Source organism: Terriglobales bacterium, assembly GCA_035567895.1.
Lineage (GTDB): Bacteria > Acidobacteriota > Terriglobia > Terriglobales > Acidobacteriaceae > Gp1-AA112.
In genome coordinates this window covers 1-18,392 of sequence record DATMPC010000083.1, presented here as the reverse complement: position 1 = coordinate 18,392, position 18,392 = coordinate 1, and the positions used below count along the sequence as shown (strand labels likewise).

The following is an 18,392-nucleotide window of genomic DNA, read 5'->3' as shown; positions in this document are numbered from 1 at the left end:
CCTGATGGTGCCGTTTGTTTTCAGTAAGTATTGAATTGCCGAGAACTGACCGCAGAGTATAGACGAGGGAGTCGATATGAAGGCTGAAAACTAGATTAAATACCGTTTAGATGGAAGTAGCTGACCGCTTGCTTCAGTTTCAGCTATTGGAAAGCACTTGCTGTACGCTGTTCCAGTTCGTCGGCAAGATGATCGTGAAAATCGAACCTGAGCCAGGTTGAGTCTTGCATTCGATCGTTCCACTTTGGGCGCGAACAATGGCCTGGGCAATCGAAAGACCTAAGCCGCCGCTGCGTGCCTCACTCGTCTCAGGGCCTGCCGCACGATAGAACCTCTCATAGATGTGAGGAAGATGCTCATGGGGAATGCCGATGCCCTGATCTGTGAAAGCAATGCGTACTCGACCGTTATTTCTTTCGAGGCCGACACTAATCGTTGTCTGTTGCGGGGAATACTTGATGGCATTGTCAAGAAAGATCAGAAATAGTTGACGGAGGAATACCTCGTCACCTTCATAAGGAATGTCTGCTTCAACCTTCCGCTCGATCGCAATAGACTTCACACGGGCTAGAGGAACCGCCATTTCGCATGCTTCTTCGAGCACTTCATCCAGATGCAGAGGGTCTCTCGCTAAGCGAAGCTGGCCCGCATCGGCCATAGACAGCGTGAAGAGCCCCTCAACAATCCGACTGAGTTTGATCAATTCACTGTCGATCACCCTCAGTGCGGACTGATACTCTTCAGGCGCTCTCGGTTGAGAGAGAACGAGCTCTGCTTCTCCTCGCAGAATTGCGAGTGGAGTGCGGAGCTCGTGAGAGGCGTCCGATACGAATTGACGCAACTGCGCCAGGGCCGAATTCACTTGCAAGAACAGCACATTAATCATGGACGACAAACGACCCAGCTCATCGTGAGGATTAGAAATCGGAAGAGGCGCGGGTGCAGAACCTTTCGAAGGATTCGTAAGACTTTGAGTGAGTTGAACGGCGTGTTCGGTTAGGCCGACAACGGGCCGCAGGCTCTTTCCCACATACCAGGCGGAGATTATCGCCGTCACTGCCAAGCTCAGAGGAAACAAGGCAAGCAACATTCTTCTGAAATTGGCGATCATCTCGTCTGTGTCACGAGTAGGAACCGCCAATAACAAGAACAGGGTTGTGCGTCCAACCTGAAACGGGATAGTGGTAATGCGGAGGCGACCTAGAGTGTTGTCTTCGAGTGTGCGGAAGGCCGGAACATCCGAATTCAGATCCGCCGTGGCAAATGGCAGATGATGGGCGGCGAGATTCTTGGAATATTGAAGAATGCGGCCATTCCTGTCCGCGAGCTCCAGATATTGATTTGCCAAATCGAACGTAAAGACATCTTCTTCGCTTGGATTCGCAGCGAGATCGGCAACAATAGGATTGGCGGTATCGACCAATCTTCGATCTAGTTGACGTGCAGCATCCCCCACGAATATGGAATAAATGACGAAATATGAACTGGCCAGCAGCACGCTAACGATGATGCAGAACAGCATCATCATGCGGAAGCGCAATGAATAATTTCTGAACACGCCCACTACCCTAGTCGATAACCGACTCCACGTACGGTGTGGATCAGCTTGACGCTGTGATCTGCATCAATCTTTTGGCGAAGACGGTTGATGTATACCTCGACAAGATTGGTTTCTGTATCAAATCCGTAAGACCACACTTGCTCGACAATTTCAGTGCGGCCGACCACTTCAGGCGACCGCAACAGGAGAAGTTCGAGAAGAGAGAGTTCCTTCGAGGTGAGCTGGATCTCGACGTTTGCACGCGTAACCCGCCTTCTCTGGCGATCGAACTCCAAATCCTCACGCTGCAGCTTGGCTCCGCCTTTATGAAAGCCACGCCGCGTCAGAGCCCTGACCCGAGCATGAAGTTCCGCGATAGCAAACGGCTTCGTCAGATAGTCATCGGCACCGGCATCTAGCCCTTCCACACGCTGCTCAACTAGACTTCGCGCCGTCAGCATGAGAATCGGACTTTCATTTCCCGCGTCCCGCAACTCTCGACAAACTTGAAGGCCAGTCATACGGGGCAGGCGAAGGTCTAGGAGGATGGCGTCGTAATTGATCCGCCCTGCCATTTCAAGCCCCTTTTCACCAGTTTCCGTTACGTCCACTGTATAGCCGTTCTCGCGCAGCGACCGCGCAATGAAGCTCGCCACCTTACGTTCATCTTCGATGAGAAGGAGATGCATCGCCAAATGATGGGTGAGCCGCGGTTCTCTGTCAACGTGGTTGCCTAGTTCCAAAGACATCATTTCTGTCCGTAGCTATTCGCATGGGCAAGATAATCGCGATGCGTTCCAGGCACTATCACCGCATCGTACGCATCGGAGATTGCCCTGCTTTCTTCCGCGTTGCGCTTACTTCCTCTCGCCTGGAATGCCGCATTGATTTTGTCGAGAGCCTCGGCACTTGGAGCAACATACGCTAGATAAACCCAGCTCGGATCCATCGTATGGATCTCCCCAGCCTCGATCTCATACATACTCACAAGGCCATCGGCCAAAAATTGTTCATACATCGGCTTTTGGTACTTGTCCCACCATTGGCGCCATTGATCGCGCTTGGTAGGCTGCAGGAGCGTTGAATTGAAATAGTAGTAGCCATCTTTCCCGCTGCCCTCTTTACTACGGCGCAAAGTGGTCCTGAGCAACATGTCGTGGTGTTTCACGTCAGCGGTTATGAGCTGACTCTCTTTCAGCCTCCCTAACTGGGCCAGAACCTTGTCAATACCAGCCATAGTGGCGGCTTCAAACCAGTAACCATTGCTGAAACCGTTCTCGTCGTACACAGCAGTCGTGTAGATTCCCCAGTTAAGCACCGTGCTGTCGACAGAGAGCTTCTCAAACACTGGTCTAACGTTTTGGTCCAAGTAGCTGATGTAAGCGGTACGTTGCGCAGGAGGGATGGTCCATTCGGAGACAAAGCGTAGCGTATAAGGAATCTCTTGCGCCGAAACAGAAATGGACGCACAGAGAAAAACCACAAATTTGAGCGAGCGACTTAGCATGCACAGTTCCTCATCGTTTTTCAGGGTTTCAGTCGTCTGACCGCCACACAACAGCTCCGTTATGATCGACGTATGCGTCGTGATGTTGTACGTGCACCTCGCCCAGTCCGTCGGCGAAGGTTTTAGCGTCGTCGAATTGAGGCTCAATCACAAATTTACCGGTCTTGTCTATGTAGCCCCATTTGCCGTTGATTCTTACTGGAGCAACACCTTCGCCAAATTCCCCAGCTTCTTCGTATTTGAAGTCGATAGCGGTTTGTCCGGTTTTGTCGATAAAGCCCCATCGTTGGTCTAGTTTCACGAGCGCCAAACCTTCTCCGAAACCCAGCGCCTTTTCATATTTGAACTCGATTATCGAGTGCCCATCCTTATCGATGTAACCCCATTTATCTTTGACTCTCACTGGAGCCAAGCCTTCCTCGAGAGGACCTAACTCATCGACGTGAGGCTTCAACACTGGCTTGCCTTTCGTATCAATCAACATCCATTGGTTCCCGCTTTTCACCCTGGCAAACGTGAGCTCAGCACCGGAAACTCCAGAATCTACGAAGCTCTTCGCAACGTCGTATCGAAGAGGGATCACCCACTTTCCTTCGCGATTTATGTATCCCCACTTGCTACCCAGCCTGACGGTTCCCAATCCTTGATAAAAGGTCCGAGCTTCATCGTAGCGAGGTGGGATGACCCATTTTCCACTTGGATCTATGTACCCCCATTTCCCGCCAGCTTTGACAGAAGCAACGCCGTCCTGAAAGTGGATTGCGTCCTCAAACTGAGGCTCGATGACCATTTTGCCGTCGCGATCAATAAAACCGATCTTGCCGCCCGTATGAACAGCGTAGCGTGCAACGTCATCCGTCCAAAGCATGGGTGCAATCAATCCACAAAGGACAACCGTCAGAATTCGTGTCGCCTTTTTGCTCACCATCATCGGCTCTCCTCGTGCGTGTGTCGCAAGACACAATAAATCCGCCAAACGCCAATTGCTGATTAATTTCCTTTTAGGTTCGGTGCCGACGTGCGGTCTTGTCTGGAACTGCTCAATGTATCCGCGACGGTCAAAAAGTCCACTAAACAGAAAATTAATGTCGGTTCTATGTCCCTGTGCGCCTGCCTGTTGTTAAGCTTGCCGACCGATGAAGTATGTTGTAGCCGGCTCTTGCAAATGACTAGACTGCTACACGAAGGAGAAGTTGAGCCTACAGCAGCGGTGCATTCACAGTAACTGCGAAATCTCCGCCGTGTTGAGATTAGAACAAGGAGATCCAATGGGATCGCATTTGTCGATGGAGAACACAGGAGAGGTTCATGCTACGGCGTGATTTCGGCAAGGCTTCCCTCAGCGTGTTCATTGCAAGTGCTGTAGGAAGCTCTGCTGAACGGACTCCGGCGGGAGGTTCTGCTTGCAGTGATAATTTCCCCAAGATTTCAGGCCTAACCGACTATGTGGCAAAGTTTGTCACCAATACCAAATACGCCGACATTCCCGAAGGTGTCCTCGATTTAGGCAAGAAATCGATCTTGGACGGATTGGGACTAGCGCTCGCCGGTTCCATGGCAGACACGGGTGATATCTCACGGCGATACGTCGAGAGCTTCGCGAATGGCGATAAGCGAGCCGTCGTAATTGGATCAAATTTACGAACGGCTCCGCGTTTCGCCGCTTTTGTAAATGGAGTTTCAATTCATGCCGACGATTTTGACGACACGCAATTGTCGGCAGCCAAGGATCGTGTGTATGGCTTGTTGGTACATCCTACTGTCCCAGTCTTGCCTGCGATCCTGGCACTCTCCGCACGTGCAGGAGTTTCAGGTAGAGACTTTCTCACCGCTTATCAGGTCGGCGTGGAGGTTGAGTGTAAGGTTGCTGAGGCCATCTCGCCGCGCCACTACCAGGACGGCTTCCATTCCACAGGAACTTGTGGAGCATTCGGTTCAGCCGCCGCAGCTGGCAAACTAATGCGCCTCGATCACCAGGGCACGCTAAGCGCCTTCGGTATTGCCGGAAGCGAATCCGGAGGACTTCGCGAAAACTTTGGAACAATGACAAAGCCTTTTCAAGCCGGACGTGCAGCAGAGAGCGGAGTCATCGCGGCTGAGTTGGCAGGATTGGGCTGGACGGCAGCAAGGAACATCTTCGAGGCCGAACGAGGGTTCTTCCACGCCGCGGGAGGAACCTTCGATCCAGATGCGATCGTCAATCGCCTCGGAAATCCATGGACGTTCGCTTCGCCCGGCATATCGCTGAAACCCTATCCTTCTGGTTCATTGACGCACCCGGCTATGACTGAGCTCATTCGCCTGATCGAAACCAATGACCTCAGAGCACCGCAAGTGGAGAAGGTGGATATAGGCGCTAACCACAATATGACGACCACTCTGCTGCATCATCAACCGCAGACTGGATTGCAGGCAAAATTCAGCATGGAGTTTTGCCTCGCAATTCTTTTGCTGGAACGAAAGGCTGGACTGGGCGAATTTACCGATGAAGTAGCTCGTCGCCCCGATGTGCAGGCCATGATTCAGCGCATAAACTTTTACGTTGATCCCGAAGCTGAGGCCGCTGGCTTCGACAAAATGACCTCTCTACTGAGGATCCATCTAAAGGATGGCCGAGTCATTTCCGGCAGGGCAGAATTTGCGAAAGGCAGTCCGTCGAACCCAATGTCGTTTGCAGACGCTGAAGCGAAATTCAGAGGGTGCGCAGAGTATGCAGAATGGCCCCGACAGAAAACTGATCAGCTTGTTACTTTCGTGAAGACTATCGACACTGCTGCTCGAGTGGATGAGCTAGCTTTATTGCTGAGTAAACAATAAAGCCAAACGTTCAGCGCCTTTGTTCGCAGGGAGTGATTTTGAAGAAATACAACATCGCGGTCATTGAAGGTGATGGCATAGGACATGAAGTCGTGCCTGAAGGCCTACGCGTATTGGAGGCAGCCGGCCGTAAGTTCGATGTCAGCTTTGCGTGGAAGCACTTCGATTGGAGTTGCGAACGCTTCCTGAAGACAGGCCGAATGATGCCGGAGGATGGGCTCGACCGGTTGCGAACCTTCGACGCTATCTTTCTCGGAGCCGTAGGCTTTGCCGGAGTCCCCGATCACGTTTCATTGTGGGGTCTTTTGATCCCGATTCGGCGCGGCTTTAAGCAGTACGTAAATTTGCGCCCGGCGAAGCTTCTGCATGGCATTCAGTCACCGATCAAAAACTTCAAACCGGGTGAGATCGACTTTTGCGTAGTTCGCGAGAACAACGAAGGCGAGTATTCCCAAATCGGAGGTCGGCTGTATTCTGGAACTGAAGAGGAATTGGCTGTTCAGCAGACCGTCTTTACCAAGCGTGGGTGCGACAGAGTCATCCGCTATGCATTTGAACTGGCGAGAACCCGTAAGAAGCACGTCACCTCGGCGACGAAGTCAAACGGAATTGTCTTCACCATGCCATTTTGGGATGAGCGTTTTGCCGAGATCCGGTCTCAGTTCCCGGACGTCACCGCAGACCAATTTCACATCGACATTCTTACCGCCCATTTTGTTCAGCATCCGGATCGATTCGATGTAGTAGTGGGCTCAAATCTCTTCGGCGACATCCTTTCCGATCTAGGTGCGGCAGTTGTGGGCTCGATTGGCATTGCACCGTCCGCGAATCTGAATCCCGAAGGTGAGTGTCCCTCCATGTTCGAACCAGTGCACGGATCCGCTCCTGATATTGCTGGAAGGGGAATCGCCAATCCCATTGCTCAGATTTGTTCGGGAGCCATGATGCTCGACCATCTGGGACAGCGAGAAGCGGCTAAAGAGATCGACCGGGCGGTAGCAAAGGTGCTCGCTCAGGGCGGTCCAAAGACTCCCGATCTGGGCGGAACCGCGACCACAGCGGAAGTCGGGGAGACGATAGCAGCAGAAATCTCGCTTCCGCAGCGCATTGAAGTGACTCGCTGACCTGGAGCACCAAACATGAACTCGGATTCGGCCGTAGCAAGGCGCACCACGGCTAGAGTAGCGCGCCGGATCCTGCCTTTTCTTCTTATCCTTTATATTGTCGGTTTTCTCGATCGAGTTAACGTTGCCTACGCCGGTCTCGAGATGACTCAAGATCTTGGGTTCAGCGATCAGGTATTCGGTTTCGGCGCTGGCGTGTTCTTTTTGGGATATGTGCTACTCGCCATTCCGGGTGCACTACTCGTTGAACGCTGGAGTGCGCGCATTTTGATCTCTGGACTTCTGGCGTGCTGGGGCTTCGTGACCACACTCACGAGTCTTGTGCATACGCCAACTCAGTTTATTACGCTCCGATTACTTCTCGGGGTGGCGGAGGCCGGGTTCTTTCCTGGCGTGATCGTCTATCTCACGCATTGGTTTCCCGCCCGAGATCGGGCAAAGGCAATTGCAGGTTTCATGATTGGGATACCGATCGCCAGCATCGTTGGTTCGCCGTTAGCTGGGTTGATCCTTCGCGTGCACTGGTTCGGACTCAATGGTTGGCGGTGGCTCTTTATCCTGGAAGGCGTACCGGCAATCCTGCTTGGCACCGCTACCTATTTCTATCTAACAGATCGTCCGCAAGAGGCTCGTTGGCTAAGGGAAGACGAGCGCGAATGGCTTGCCGATACCCTCAACGAGGAGGCAAGAATTAAGAGAACCTCGGCTCCAGCGTCAATTGGACGTGTGCTCCTCGATGCACGCGTGATCATGCTCGGAGGCGTGTACCTCTTCGGCGACGTGGGACTCTATGGCTTTACGATTTGGTTTCCAACCATCCTAAAACGGGTCTCCGGCTACTCGACTTTCACAGTTACGCTCGTTGCGATATTCCCTTATCTGGTCGCTCTTCTCTCCGATCTTGCAGTCGGATGGCACTCAGATAAAACCGGTGAGCGGCGGTGGCACACGGCTTTGCCGCTGTTTGTTGGAGCTGGAATTCTGTTTGTCGGATTGGCGTTCAATCTCTCCTTGCCTGTGCAGATCATTTTTTTTTTGCGCTTTGGCAGGATGCCTACACAGCTGGCAACCTTGCTTTTGGTCGTTGCCGACGGCTCTGCTCGGCGAAACCGCAGCCGCAGCGTCCGTAGGCTTCATAAATTCAGTTGGTCACCTTGGTGCATTCACCGGTCCTTTTTTGATCGGCTATTTGCGCACGCACTATCACGCGTTTGCTCCGGGCTTGGCGGTACTGCTGATCAGCTTGCTTTCTGCCGGTCTACTGGTGCTCTTGATCAAGAACACGGTGGCAACGCCAGTCTTCGAAATTAAGGAGCATGAGTTTGTTAATAGAGCAAAAGTTGCAGTCGATTAGTTGCGGCTCGCAAGTCATAAAGCAATGTGATTTGGAGACAATAACTTGTGAAAAGATTTGTTAAGCTATTGGCTCTTTAGTGCTGCGGGGTATTCCCATTCGGGGACACCACGATCAACCCTGGCAGTTGACCGAGATTCGAGTGAGCTAGATAGACCGTGCCGTCCTTCGTCACGACTGCACTGCGAGCGCCTTCGTGAGTCGGTACTTGTGCAATCAAGCTCAGCTTTCCTCCGGCGTCAACTCGCGCGACCGTGAGCCGCGCGTCTCGGGCAGCGCCCACATAGAGGGTGTGAGTGGCAGGCGAGTAGCTCAGGTCATCGACGCCGTTGCCGGTGTCGATCGACGATAACTTCTCTCCATTGTGTCCCGCATCCAGAACCTCGGCCTGCGTGCTGCAGGCAACGAACAGGAAGCCTGTGTCCTGATCTAGTGATATACCGTGGGGGCCGTCCGCGCCGCATGATGACGGCCACTTCGCGACGGTCTTATGCGTCTTAAGATCGATGGCGGTCGTCAGGTCCTTGTCCTCGTAATTCATGTAGAGCCGGCCACGCTTGGCATCGACTGCGTATCCCTCAGGCTGACCGTCGAAGGTCAGTTTTTCTTTCTGATTCAAAGTCTGACTATCCAGAATGCGCACAGACTTGTCGCGCGGCACGGTGACCCAGACTTCCTTCGTGGGCGCCACGTAGACTACGCCATCGGGCGTGGAATCGATGTGTCCACAGCTCTTGCGCGCAAGTGTCTTTTCATCGACGGCGCACACGCTCGAGTCGGCCCGGTCGCTGATGTACACCACGCCGTCCCCAATCGACACTCCACTGGGTCCCTGAACGCGCTTTCGCCCTCCCCATTCCGCTTCGTTGGTGGGAAAGCCCGAGATCTCACGGACGGAGTCGTTGCTGGTGTCCACCACATCCACCGAACCAATGTTGATCGCCGGAACCCACACGTATCCCGTTTTGGGATCATAGGCGATGTAATCCATGGTGATGGTTCCCTTGCCGTGATCGGGAAGGGCCAGAGTACGAGTGGTATAAGTTGCGCTTGGGTCGCTGGCATGCAGCGCAATCGCGATTGCGCCCACGCCCACCGTAACTGCTATCAGAAGAGAGATGCGCTGTTTCATGGCTGGCATACTAACATCCTGGGCGTCAGGCCAAGGCGGGTGGGATTTCGCAACGATTACTGCCGGTGGCCAAATTCACTATTTTTCACTGTTAGGGCTCAGATCAGTGAATTTAACAGTGAAAGGAACAGCGATTCTTCTTCTGAATCGCGAACCCGCATGGATACTGGGGAAAACGAGTGAGGCCAGTTGCGTGTATCGTTTTCGGTTGCGAATCCTTGGCCCGATGGCAATAATGTGAATCCGAGCAATGCGATGAAAGCACCGCGAGGCACAACAGTAGTCCTTTGCAACCTCGCCATTAACGCATTGCCTCGGATCTGCTCAATGTATTCGCAACGCTCGCTCAAAGACCCTACTAAAACGAAATTAATGTCGGTTTTATGTCGCTGCGTGTCTGCCTATTGCTAAGCTTTCCAACCGTGAAGTATGTCGTAGCCGCTTCTTGCGATGAGTAGATTGCGATATAAGAAAAAGCTGGCGCTGCAGTCGCGCATGTTCAGGCGCGCTCTGCCTTTAACTATCTTAAGTTCTGTAATTGCAGCGTTCACTGTAAGCCTCGTCGCGGAGAACGATAACAGCGTCGTCGTTTACTCGAGCGAAGACCAAGTTTGTTCCGAGCCAATCCTGCACGACTTCGAACACGATAGCGGTATTCGCGTCAATGCCGTTTACGACAAAGAGGCCGCTGAGCAGGTGATGAAGCGGTTGCTGGCAGAAAAGGATAATCCCCAAGCAGATGTTTATTGGGCGAATGAGCCGATTCATCCTGACCTCCTTAAAGAAAAAGGAATCTCGACTCCATACTTCTCTGCCAACGCGCAGAAGTTGCCCGCTATTTTCAAGGACTCTGACGGATATTGGACAGCATTTTCGGCACGAGCTAGGGTGCTGCTCGCGAACAATCCGGAACCGCTGCAACCCACATCACTTGAGGCGTATGCGGATGCTCAGTGGAAGAATCGAGCCGTTTTGGCTAACCCATTGCTCAATACCACCGGCTTCACACTGACCGCATTGTTTCAACTCTGGGGGGACGAACGAGCTCAGAAGTTTATGGCGCGCATGAAGAATAACGGTGTGAAGTTTTCTCCCGGCAACGGCGATAGCGCCGATGCAGTTGCCGCTGGCAAGGCAAGCTTCAGTCTCGTGGATATCGATGACGCATTTGCGGCCAATGCCAAAAGCCCCAACGTTCAAATCATCTACCCTGACCAGCAGAAGAATCAGATCGGATTATTTCTTGTTGCAAACGCGGTCACGCTGATCCGGGGAGGACATCATCCAGACAATGGCAGGAAGCTCATAGATTACTTGCTCACGCCAGAGGTCCAACGGAAACTCGCCTACTCGCCTTGCGCTCAGACACCTTTGCTAGCCGGTGTCGAGACACCAGAACGGGTGAAGCGGATTGAAAATATCAAATACATGAACGTCAACTATTCCGCAATCCGGAAGAAATTCGACACTCTCAAACCGACGTTTGCATCGTGGGCGTCAAGCCTAGCGAGATAATTCAGGAGCTGAATATGCGTAGTACAAGAAAGCAGCTGTTCGCCGTCCTTATCGGTGGGATTTGTTTCTCAGTGTTCTTGCTGGCTGATGCGAGCGGATATCACCTGCTCAAGAAGATTCCGGTTGTGAATAGTGAAGGCACGTGGGATTTTGCAAGCATCGACGATTCTGCACGGCGGCTGTATGTGGCTCACGAAACTCAGGTAGACGTGTTGGATGTCGACAAGGAGACGGTAGTTGGCAAAATACCGGGCGCACAGGCCGCACATGGAATTGCAATCGCTCCAGATCTTGGTACTGGATTCATCACAAATGGCGACGGCGCTTTCGTTACGCAATTTGATCTGAAGACTCTTCGTGTATTGAAGACCATTCCGACTGGCAACCTGCCAGACGCCATTGTGTATGAACCGGCAACCCGCCGCGTGCTGTCATTCAACACAGTCAGCAGAAATTCGACGGTCATCGATGCTTCAACGGGAAATGTTGTTGAAACTATCCCCTTGGATGGCAAACCCGAATTTGCGGTGAGTGACTACGCTGGTCACGTCTTTGTAGATCTTGTAGACAAAGCCATCGTCGCACGAATTGACGCGGACAAGCTGAAGATCACCGATCGTTGGCCGGTCGAGGGTTGCGATCGACCAACTAGCATGGCGATGGATCGGAAAAATCACAGACTATTTGTGGGGTGCCGAAACTTTCTCCTGGCGGTTCTGAATTCCGATGATGGAAAGAAACTCACCACACTCCCGATCGGAGACAATGTCGATACAACTGCTTTCGATCCTGAAACCGGTCTGATCTTCAGTTCCACCGAAGACGGAATTATTACGGTGATGCATGAAGATGGCCCGGACTCTTTTCGTGCTTTGGATACGATTAAGACCCAGAATGGCTCAAAGACGATGGCGCTTGACCTGAAGACGCATCGGCTATTCGTTCCTTCTGGGGAGGTCGCAAAACTGCCGCCAGCGACTCCGGGTGGCAAGGTGCGAAAGAAAGTGGCCGAGAAGACTTTCGCAATCCTGGTCTTAGGGAGAGAACAGTGATGAGAGTGTTTCGTTGTCTTCTTCTTTCAAGCACGGTGTTCCTGTTGACTGCGCTGTTTGCCGGCACGAGCTATCGCGTTCTCAAGAGCATCCCTCTCGGACCGAGTGATGACACCTGGGACTTTCAGACGATTGATGACAGCGCTCGGCGCATGTACGTCTCTCATTTTTCCGAAGTGATCGTGCTGGACATAGACAGCGGCAAAATCGTTGGCACGATTCCGGACACGCCTGGCGTCCACGGCGTCGCGGTCGCTGCGAATGTTGGGAAGGGATTTGTTTCGGTCGGTAAGAGATCTTCCGCCGTGATTTTCGACCTCAGGGATCTTCATAAAATCCAGGAGGTCAGCGTTGGGGCTAATCCCGACGCCATCATCTACGACTCTGCATCCGGACGCGTCTTCTCGTTCAATGGAGATAGCAATGACGCTACGGCGATCGAATCGGCTACCGGTAAGGTAGCGGGAACCGTGCCCATTGGCGGAAAGCCCGAGTTTGCGATTGCTGACGGCAAGGGCCACGTCTACGTAGATTTGGTCGACAAGAACGCGATTCTTCCCATTAACTCGCAAACGCTCACGAGTGAGCGCCCTTGGCCCACCGCGCCATGCGATCGCCCCACCAGCATGGCCGCTGACTTGGCATCACAACGACTCTTTGTGGGCTGCCGCAATCTCATGCTCGCAGTTTTCGACTTAAATACAGGGCGTTACATAACGCAGAGTCCAATCGGTGACAACGTTGATACGAGTTCATTTGATCCAGATTCAAAGTTGATATTCAGTTCGACTGGGGATGGCTGGGTGACTATAACGCACGAAGATACTCCAGACACCTACACTCTTGTAGAGAAAATCCCGACACACGACTTGTCTAAAACCATGGCTTTAGATCCAAAGACTCACAAGCTATTCGTGCCCGCTGGCGATGTGAAGTGGTTGCCGCCTGCTCAGCCTGGAGGAAGGCCAGTGAAGCGCATAGCACCCGGCACATTTCGCATGCTGGTGATCGGAAAATAGTTAGCTTGGACAGATTTCCTGCGATCGTCAGCGGAGATACACAGATGAAAACAAAGATCGCAATCATCGTCGCGCTGGTATGCATTACCAGCGTGCAAGCGCAGCAAAATGAACCGCTTCGTCTTGTTGGAACAATCGTGCTGTCGGGAGTCACTGGACGGTTCGATCATTCGACGGTCGACTTGGATGGTCAGCGCCTATTCATTACCGGTAGGGATGCCAATACCATCGAAGTAGTGGACCTACGAGCGGGCCGACATATCCGGACGCTGCCCGGTTTTCCCCAGCCTCAAGGGGCTTACTACGTTCCCGTCGCCAAAAAGCTGTTTGTAAGCACGAGAGATGATGGGAGCTGCAAAGTCCTCAATGGGGACTCGCTTGAGGTCATTGACTCGATCAAGCTTTCGATCGGGGCGAATGTCATCGCGTATGATCCAGCGACGAAGTACCTATACATCGGCCATGGTGGCAGACAGGTTGGCGATGCGCCGGGGCAGAAGCGGGATCCAGGTCAGATCGCGATCATTGATTCAGCCAAGAGCAAGCTTATCGGAAACATCGAGACTGATCCGGAACTGCGGCCTGGCGCAATCGTACTCGAGCAACACGGGCCAAGATTGTTCACGACCAATGCGCTTGGCAGTCAAATTATCGTTATCGATCGAACAAAACGGAAGATCCTCGCGAAATGGCCTCTTCCCAATGCCGAGAGAAGCGGCACGGTTGCCTTGGATGAAGCCAGCCATCGGCTGTTTGTTGGCATGCGGAACCCCTCGCGGGTGATCGCGCTCGATTCCGATACAGGGAAAGAAATCGCGAGCTTCACGACCGTCTCCGGTATTGATCGCCTGCTCTACGATCCCGATAAGAAGCGGATCTATGCAACAGGCTCGGCTAAGACGGGCGAGCACGAAGGATCGATTCAAGCTTATCGGCAGGTTGATGCGGATCACTACGAGCCCATTGCGAGAATCCCCACGGGTCCTGATGGCGGTACCTCGTTACTGGTTCAGCAGACCGGAACGCTGTACGTAGCTCTGCCGCGATTTGGCGACAAGGATGCCGAGATACGCGTTTATTCGACTGTCCCTGACGCAGCCAAAATTGCCACTGGGGTCGGGTCTCCCAGGCTCCGCAATTAACGGTTCGAGCCAGCGCATTTCGAGGGACGCCATATGTGCGCGACTCTAAAGTTTCAGCGTGCTCCAGCTTGCTTTCTCTAATTGCCTTCTGGTGGCTTCGCCAAACCTTAAAAGAAATTAATTGGATTGTTCGAGACCTTCGGCACTATCATGCCGCCCGTTTGCATTCTGCTGCAGAAGGCGCGGAAACAATTTCATAAACTCTGAAACGGAAAGCAGCCGGCCTAATCCGTTCCGCAAATCGCTGTGGCAGAAAGAAGACAAATGAGACTTCCACATTGCTGTGTTTTCGTCACATGTGCATGCGCGTTGTTGCTGCTCTGCGGTTCAATTCCGATAGCTGCGCAAGTCACTGGCGGCACCATCCTCGGCACTATCACTGACACCAGTGGCGCGGTCGTTCCAAAAGCAACTGTCACCGTCAAGAACCAAGCTACCGGCCTTACCCGTATCGTCTCGACCAATCAGGATGGCCTCTATCGCGCACCCAACCTAATTCCCGGGAAGTACCAAGTCAATGTTTCAGCCACTGGCTTTGCAACCGATGTTCGCAACGAAGTAACAGTTGATGTCGGCCAAGAGCTGCAGATTGATCTGCAGCTGCGCGTGGGCCACGCCACCGAGACTGTTGAGGTAACTGGAGAGCAGTCTGGGGTCACGACAACCACTGCAACTATTAGCGCAGTAGTGAGCGGCACTGAAATGCGTGAACTCCCGCTTAATGGTCGTGACTGGGCTTCGCTCGCAACACTCGAGCCCGGAGTTGCGCCCGTGCGAACTCAGATGGCGCTCGCGTCAGGAGCGAACGATCGGACCATCCGAGGCATTGGTTCCCAGCTCACAGTCGGTGGTACGCGCCCACAGCAGAACAACTATCGTCTGGACGGTATAAGCATTAATGACTCTTCAAACGGAGCGCCGGGCAGTGTGCTTGGTGCGAACCTCGGTGTAGACGCCATTCAGGAGTTCTCAGTTATTACCAACAATCCTTCAGCCGAATACGGCCGCAGCTCGGGCGGGATTGTGAACGCAATCACGCGATCTGGCAGCAATGCACTTCACGGATCTGCTTTTGAATTTTTTAGGAACAGCGCATTGGATGCGCGTAACTATTTTGATGGCCCTCGCGTTCCCCCTTTCAAGAGAAATCAGTTCGGCGGCAGCCTCGGAGGTCCGATTCTTAAAGACCGGACATTCTTCTTCGGTTCGTACGAGGGTTTGCGTCAAAGCTTGAGCATCACACAAGTCGACTCCGTTCCATCGCCGAATGCCCGAAATGGACAACTCACGGGTGGAAATGTTGTTGTCGATCCGAATGTGAAACCATACCTAGCTCTGTACCCGCTGCCTAATGGTGCGATCAACGGAAATTTCGGCACTTTCACGCTTGTCACTGCTCAGGTTGCGAACGAGGATTTTGCGACTGGGCGAGTCGATCACAAGCTTTCGAGTAAGGATTCCCTCGCCGGCACCTATATGTTTGACACGAGCACAAATTCGTCGCCAGATCCTTTCGATGCTGTGGTGATGGCTGCCGAATCGCGTCGTCAGCTCGTGAGTCTGGAGGAAACACACACCTTCAGTGCAAACTTTGTTAATGCCCTGCGCTTTGGATTTAGCCGCGTTCTGTCGGACGGCCCGAAGACACTGAGCGCCATCAACGCCGCAGCGAAGGATCCCTCGCTCGGTTTCTTGCCCGGAGCGAATGTTGGCAAGATTCAGGTCCCAGGATTAACTCAGTATCCAGGCGGCTTTGGGGCGACGGGTGAATATGATTTTCACTTTAATTCTTTCCAAGTGTATGACGATGCTTTCGTCACCAAAGGTGCACACAGTCTAAAGTTCGGCGTCGTGATCGAACATATCCTTGCTAATCAGGAAGGCAGAGCAAATCCCGCAGGTTTCTTTCAGTTCGGCTCGTTAGCCAACTTTCTAACCAACAAGCCAACTAGCTTTACCGCTGCAATTCCAGGACTGATTTCGCCGCGTGATTTGCGACAGACAATTTTCGGTACCTACGCAGCAGATGACATCCACTTTCGTCAGAACCTGACTTTTAACCTCGGGCTCAGGTACGAAATGGCGACCGTGCCGACCGAAGTAGGAGGAAAACTATCGAATCTTCGCAATCTGACGGATGCTGCACCTCACCTTGGTTCGCCATACTTTTCCAATCCAACATTGCTCAATTTCGAACCGCGCGTCGGCTTTTCCTGGGATCCTTTCAGTACCGGCAAGACTGCGATACGCGGCGCGCTTGGGATGTATGACGTCTTACCGCTCACCTATATGTTTGAAACCTTGACGATCTTGCCAGCTCCGTTTTTTGCTCAAGGGCGGGTGACGGGACTGGCGCAGGGAAGTTTTCCAACCGGAGCCTTTCCGCGCTTAGGAGCAACGACTTTCCGCTACGCGCATGTCGACCCAGACCCTTCACGCGCGTACGTCTTCCAGTGGAACTTCAATATTCAGCGCGAGCTTGCTCCGAACCTTACTGCGCTGGTCGGGTACATAGGTTCAAGAGGCGTTCACCTGCCGTATCGTAGCGAAGACGTCAATATGGTGCTCCCTACGCTAACCCCGCAAGGATACGTATGGCCTTCCCCTGTCGGCAGTGGCAAAGTGCTTAATCCCAGTTTGGGACAGATCAGCGCGCTGTTTTGGAATAACAATTCTATTTACCATTCTCTGCAAGTCCGTCTCTCCAAGCGAATGGCACACGGCTTCCAAATTGGTGGGTCCTACACTTGGTCAAAGAGCATCGATGACGGGTCCTCAACGCTCGCAGGAGACGCGTTAGCGAATGCCATTGGAAGTCCGCCCTTCTTTGACGTGAGACTGACTCGCGGTGTCTCGGATTTCGACATCACCCACAATGCGGTGATTAACTACACTTGGATTATTCCCGCTCCGTCAGCTTTTTCTGGCCTGGCGCACTGGCTCACCGACGGGTGGCAGTTAGGCGGAATTTATCAAGCGAGCACTGGAGAGCCGTTCAGCGCGCTGGTAGGCGGAGATCCGCTCGGCGTGAACAACGGGATCATCTTTGATTATCCTGACAGGATTCGGGGATCTGGTTGCGACTCGCTCACCAACTCCGGTGATCCGATTAATTATGTTCGAACTCAGTGCTTCCAGTTCCCCAATCCCACTAACCGCCTCGGGAACGCGGGCCGCAATATTCTCAGAGGTCCTGGCTTATCTGCCTTTGATTTTTCGGTTTTCAAGAACAACCACATTCGCAGGATTTCAGAACAGTTCAATGTTCAGTTCCGTGTCGAAGCGTTTAACATTTTGAACCATAGCAATTTTGCGCCACCATTAAAGAACAATGCTCAAAACTCAGCATGCTGCGTGTTTTTTGATCAAAGTGGAAACGTGATTTCAAGCGGAAAGCTTGATTCGACGTCTACGACATCGCGACAGCTTCAGTTCGCATTAAAGCTCACATGGTGAGCGGCAGAAAACGTGCAGAGCTCAGTTTCGCAATTGCCCTCGCAAGCGTAGCTCTTTTCGCTTCCGTGCCCTCAGCCACAGCGCGTCCACTCGTGCCGGAGGACCGTGGCTCCGCCGCCCTGGCTCAATCTTTGCGCAAGCTGCAGACCACCGGCCGCGTTGCATACATGATTGCGCATCCCGACGATGAAGATGGTGGCACCGTCACCATGCTGAGCCGAGGCAAGGGCTATCAGGTGACGTTTCTTGCTCTGAGTCGCGGCGAAGCTGCAGGTGATGCTGTCAGCGGCGACTTCGGTCCTCCGCTCGGAATTCGTCGCACCCTGGAGATGGTGCGGTCCTCTGAGTACTACGGCGCTCGGCTTCGTATGTCACGCTTCCTCGACTTCGGCCTATCCAAGACTCTGGCCAAGACCTTGCGCTATTGGAATGAAGAAGACGCGCTGCGCGACATGGTCCGCTTCATCCGTCAGGAACGCCCTCAGGTCATGCTTTCGCGTTGGCAGGGCAATCCGGGAGACAGATTGGGAAATCACGAGATCGACGGACTCGTTTCGCGGCAAGCATTCGATGCTGCCGGGGATCCGACACGCTTTCCCGAGCAGATTGCGGAAGGACTGGAACCCTGGCAGCCCTTGAAGTTCTACAACGACAATCGCAGCGAAGCTGACGACTGGACCATACGCGTGGATTCGGGGGTTTACGATCCGGTTCTGGGACGCACGTATGGGCAG

14 protein-coding genes are annotated in these 18,392 nt (G+C 53.1%); 9 read left to right on the top strand and 5 right to left on the bottom strand.

The window, feature by feature from the left end; genetic code table 11:
* Nucleotides 1-139: 139 nt before the first annotated feature.
* Genes VNX88_16535 through VNX88_16520 form a run of 4 tightly spaced genes read right to left on the bottom strand, consistent with a single transcriptional unit; the run spans nt 140 to nt 3,978 of the window.
* On the bottom strand, nt 140-1,528 hold the full coding sequence (locus VNX88_16535; GenBank protein ID HWY70278.1) for an ATP-binding protein: 1,389 nt from the start codon (nt 1,526-1,528) through the stop codon (nt 140-142).
* Between the two features lie 35 nt (nt 1,529-1,563).
* Nucleotides 1,564-2,229 carry a response regulator transcription factor gene (locus tag VNX88_16530; GenBank protein HWY70277.1) on the bottom strand — a complete coding sequence of 222 codons (666 nt, stop codon included), beginning with the start codon at nt 2,227-2,229 and terminating at the stop codon, nt 1,564-1,566.
* A 59-nt stretch (nt 2,230-2,288) separates the two neighbouring features.
* Nucleotides 2,289-3,047: a hypothetical protein gene (locus tag VNX88_16525; GenBank protein ID HWY70276.1), complete on the bottom strand. Its 759-nt coding sequence runs from the start codon at nt 3,045-3,047 to the stop codon at nt 2,289-2,291.
* Nucleotides 3,048-3,075: 28 nt separating this feature from the next.
* A complete protein-coding gene (locus VNX88_16520; protein ID HWY70275.1) occupies nt 3,076-3,978 on the bottom strand; it encodes a WG repeat-containing protein in 903 nt (300 codons plus the stop codon).
* 377 nt (nt 3,979-4,355) lie between these two features.
* Between VNX88_16520 and VNX88_16515 the strand changes: the two genes are divergently transcribed.
* From VNX88_16515 to VNX88_16505, 3 genes are read left to right on the top strand one after another with little or no spacing between them, the layout of a single operon-like run.
* Entirely contained in the window at nt 4,356-5,864 is a 1,509-nt protein-coding gene (locus VNX88_16515; GenBank protein ID HWY70274.1) for an MmgE/PrpD family protein, read from the top strand.
* A gap of 38 nt (nt 5,865-5,902) precedes the next feature.
* A complete protein-coding gene (locus tag VNX88_16510) occupies nt 5,903-6,988 on the top strand; it encodes a tartrate dehydrogenase (GenBank protein HWY70273.1) in 1,086 nt (361 codons plus the stop codon).
* A 15-nt stretch (nt 6,989-7,003) separates the two neighbouring features.
* Complete coding sequence (locus tag VNX88_16505; protein HWY70272.1) at nt 7,004-8,299, top strand: MFS transporter; 1,296 nt, start codon at nt 7,004-7,006, stop codon at nt 8,297-8,299.
* Between the two features lie 119 nt (nt 8,300-8,418).
* Here VNX88_16505 and VNX88_16500 read toward each other — a convergent pair whose 3' ends face one another.
* Nucleotides 8,419-9,483 carry a hypothetical protein gene (locus tag VNX88_16500; protein HWY70271.1) on the bottom strand — a complete coding sequence of 355 codons (1,065 nt, stop codon included), beginning with the start codon at nt 9,481-9,483 and terminating at the stop codon, nt 8,419-8,421.
* Between the two features lie 450 nt (nt 9,484-9,933).
* On the opposite strand from VNX88_16500, the gene VNX88_16495 reads away from it, so the two are divergent.
* From VNX88_16495 to VNX88_16470, 6 genes are all read left to right on the top strand, one after another.
* On the top strand, nt 9,934-10,989 hold the full coding sequence (locus tag VNX88_16495) for an extracellular solute-binding protein (GenBank protein ID HWY70270.1): 1,056 nt from the start codon (nt 9,934-9,936) through the stop codon (nt 10,987-10,989).
* Nucleotides 10,990-11,003: 14 nt separating this feature from the next.
* Nucleotides 11,004-12,041: a hypothetical protein gene (locus tag VNX88_16490; GenBank protein HWY70269.1), complete on the top strand. Its 1,038-nt coding sequence runs from the start codon at nt 11,004-11,006 to the stop codon at nt 12,039-12,041.
* Nucleotides 12,041-13,060 carry a hypothetical protein gene (locus VNX88_16485; protein HWY70268.1) on the top strand — a complete coding sequence of 340 codons (1,020 nt, stop codon included), beginning with the start codon at nt 12,041-12,043 and terminating at the stop codon, nt 13,058-13,060. The genes VNX88_16490 and VNX88_16485 overlap by 1 nt, the downstream gene beginning before the upstream one ends.
* A gap of 44 nt (nt 13,061-13,104) precedes the next feature.
* Entirely contained in the window at nt 13,105-14,202 is a 1,098-nt protein-coding gene (locus VNX88_16480) for a hypothetical protein (GenBank protein HWY70267.1), read from the top strand.
* Nucleotides 14,203-14,466: 264 nt separating this feature from the next.
* Complete coding sequence (locus VNX88_16475; GenBank protein HWY70266.1) at nt 14,467-17,658, top strand: carboxypeptidase regulatory-like domain-containing protein; 3,192 nt, start codon at nt 14,467-14,469, stop codon at nt 17,656-17,658.
* A 65-nt stretch (nt 17,659-17,723) separates the two neighbouring features.
* Nucleotides 17,724-18,392, top strand: a 669-nt coding sequence (locus VNX88_16470; protein HWY70265.1) for a PIG-L family deacetylase, incomplete at its 3' end; no start/stop codon positions are given.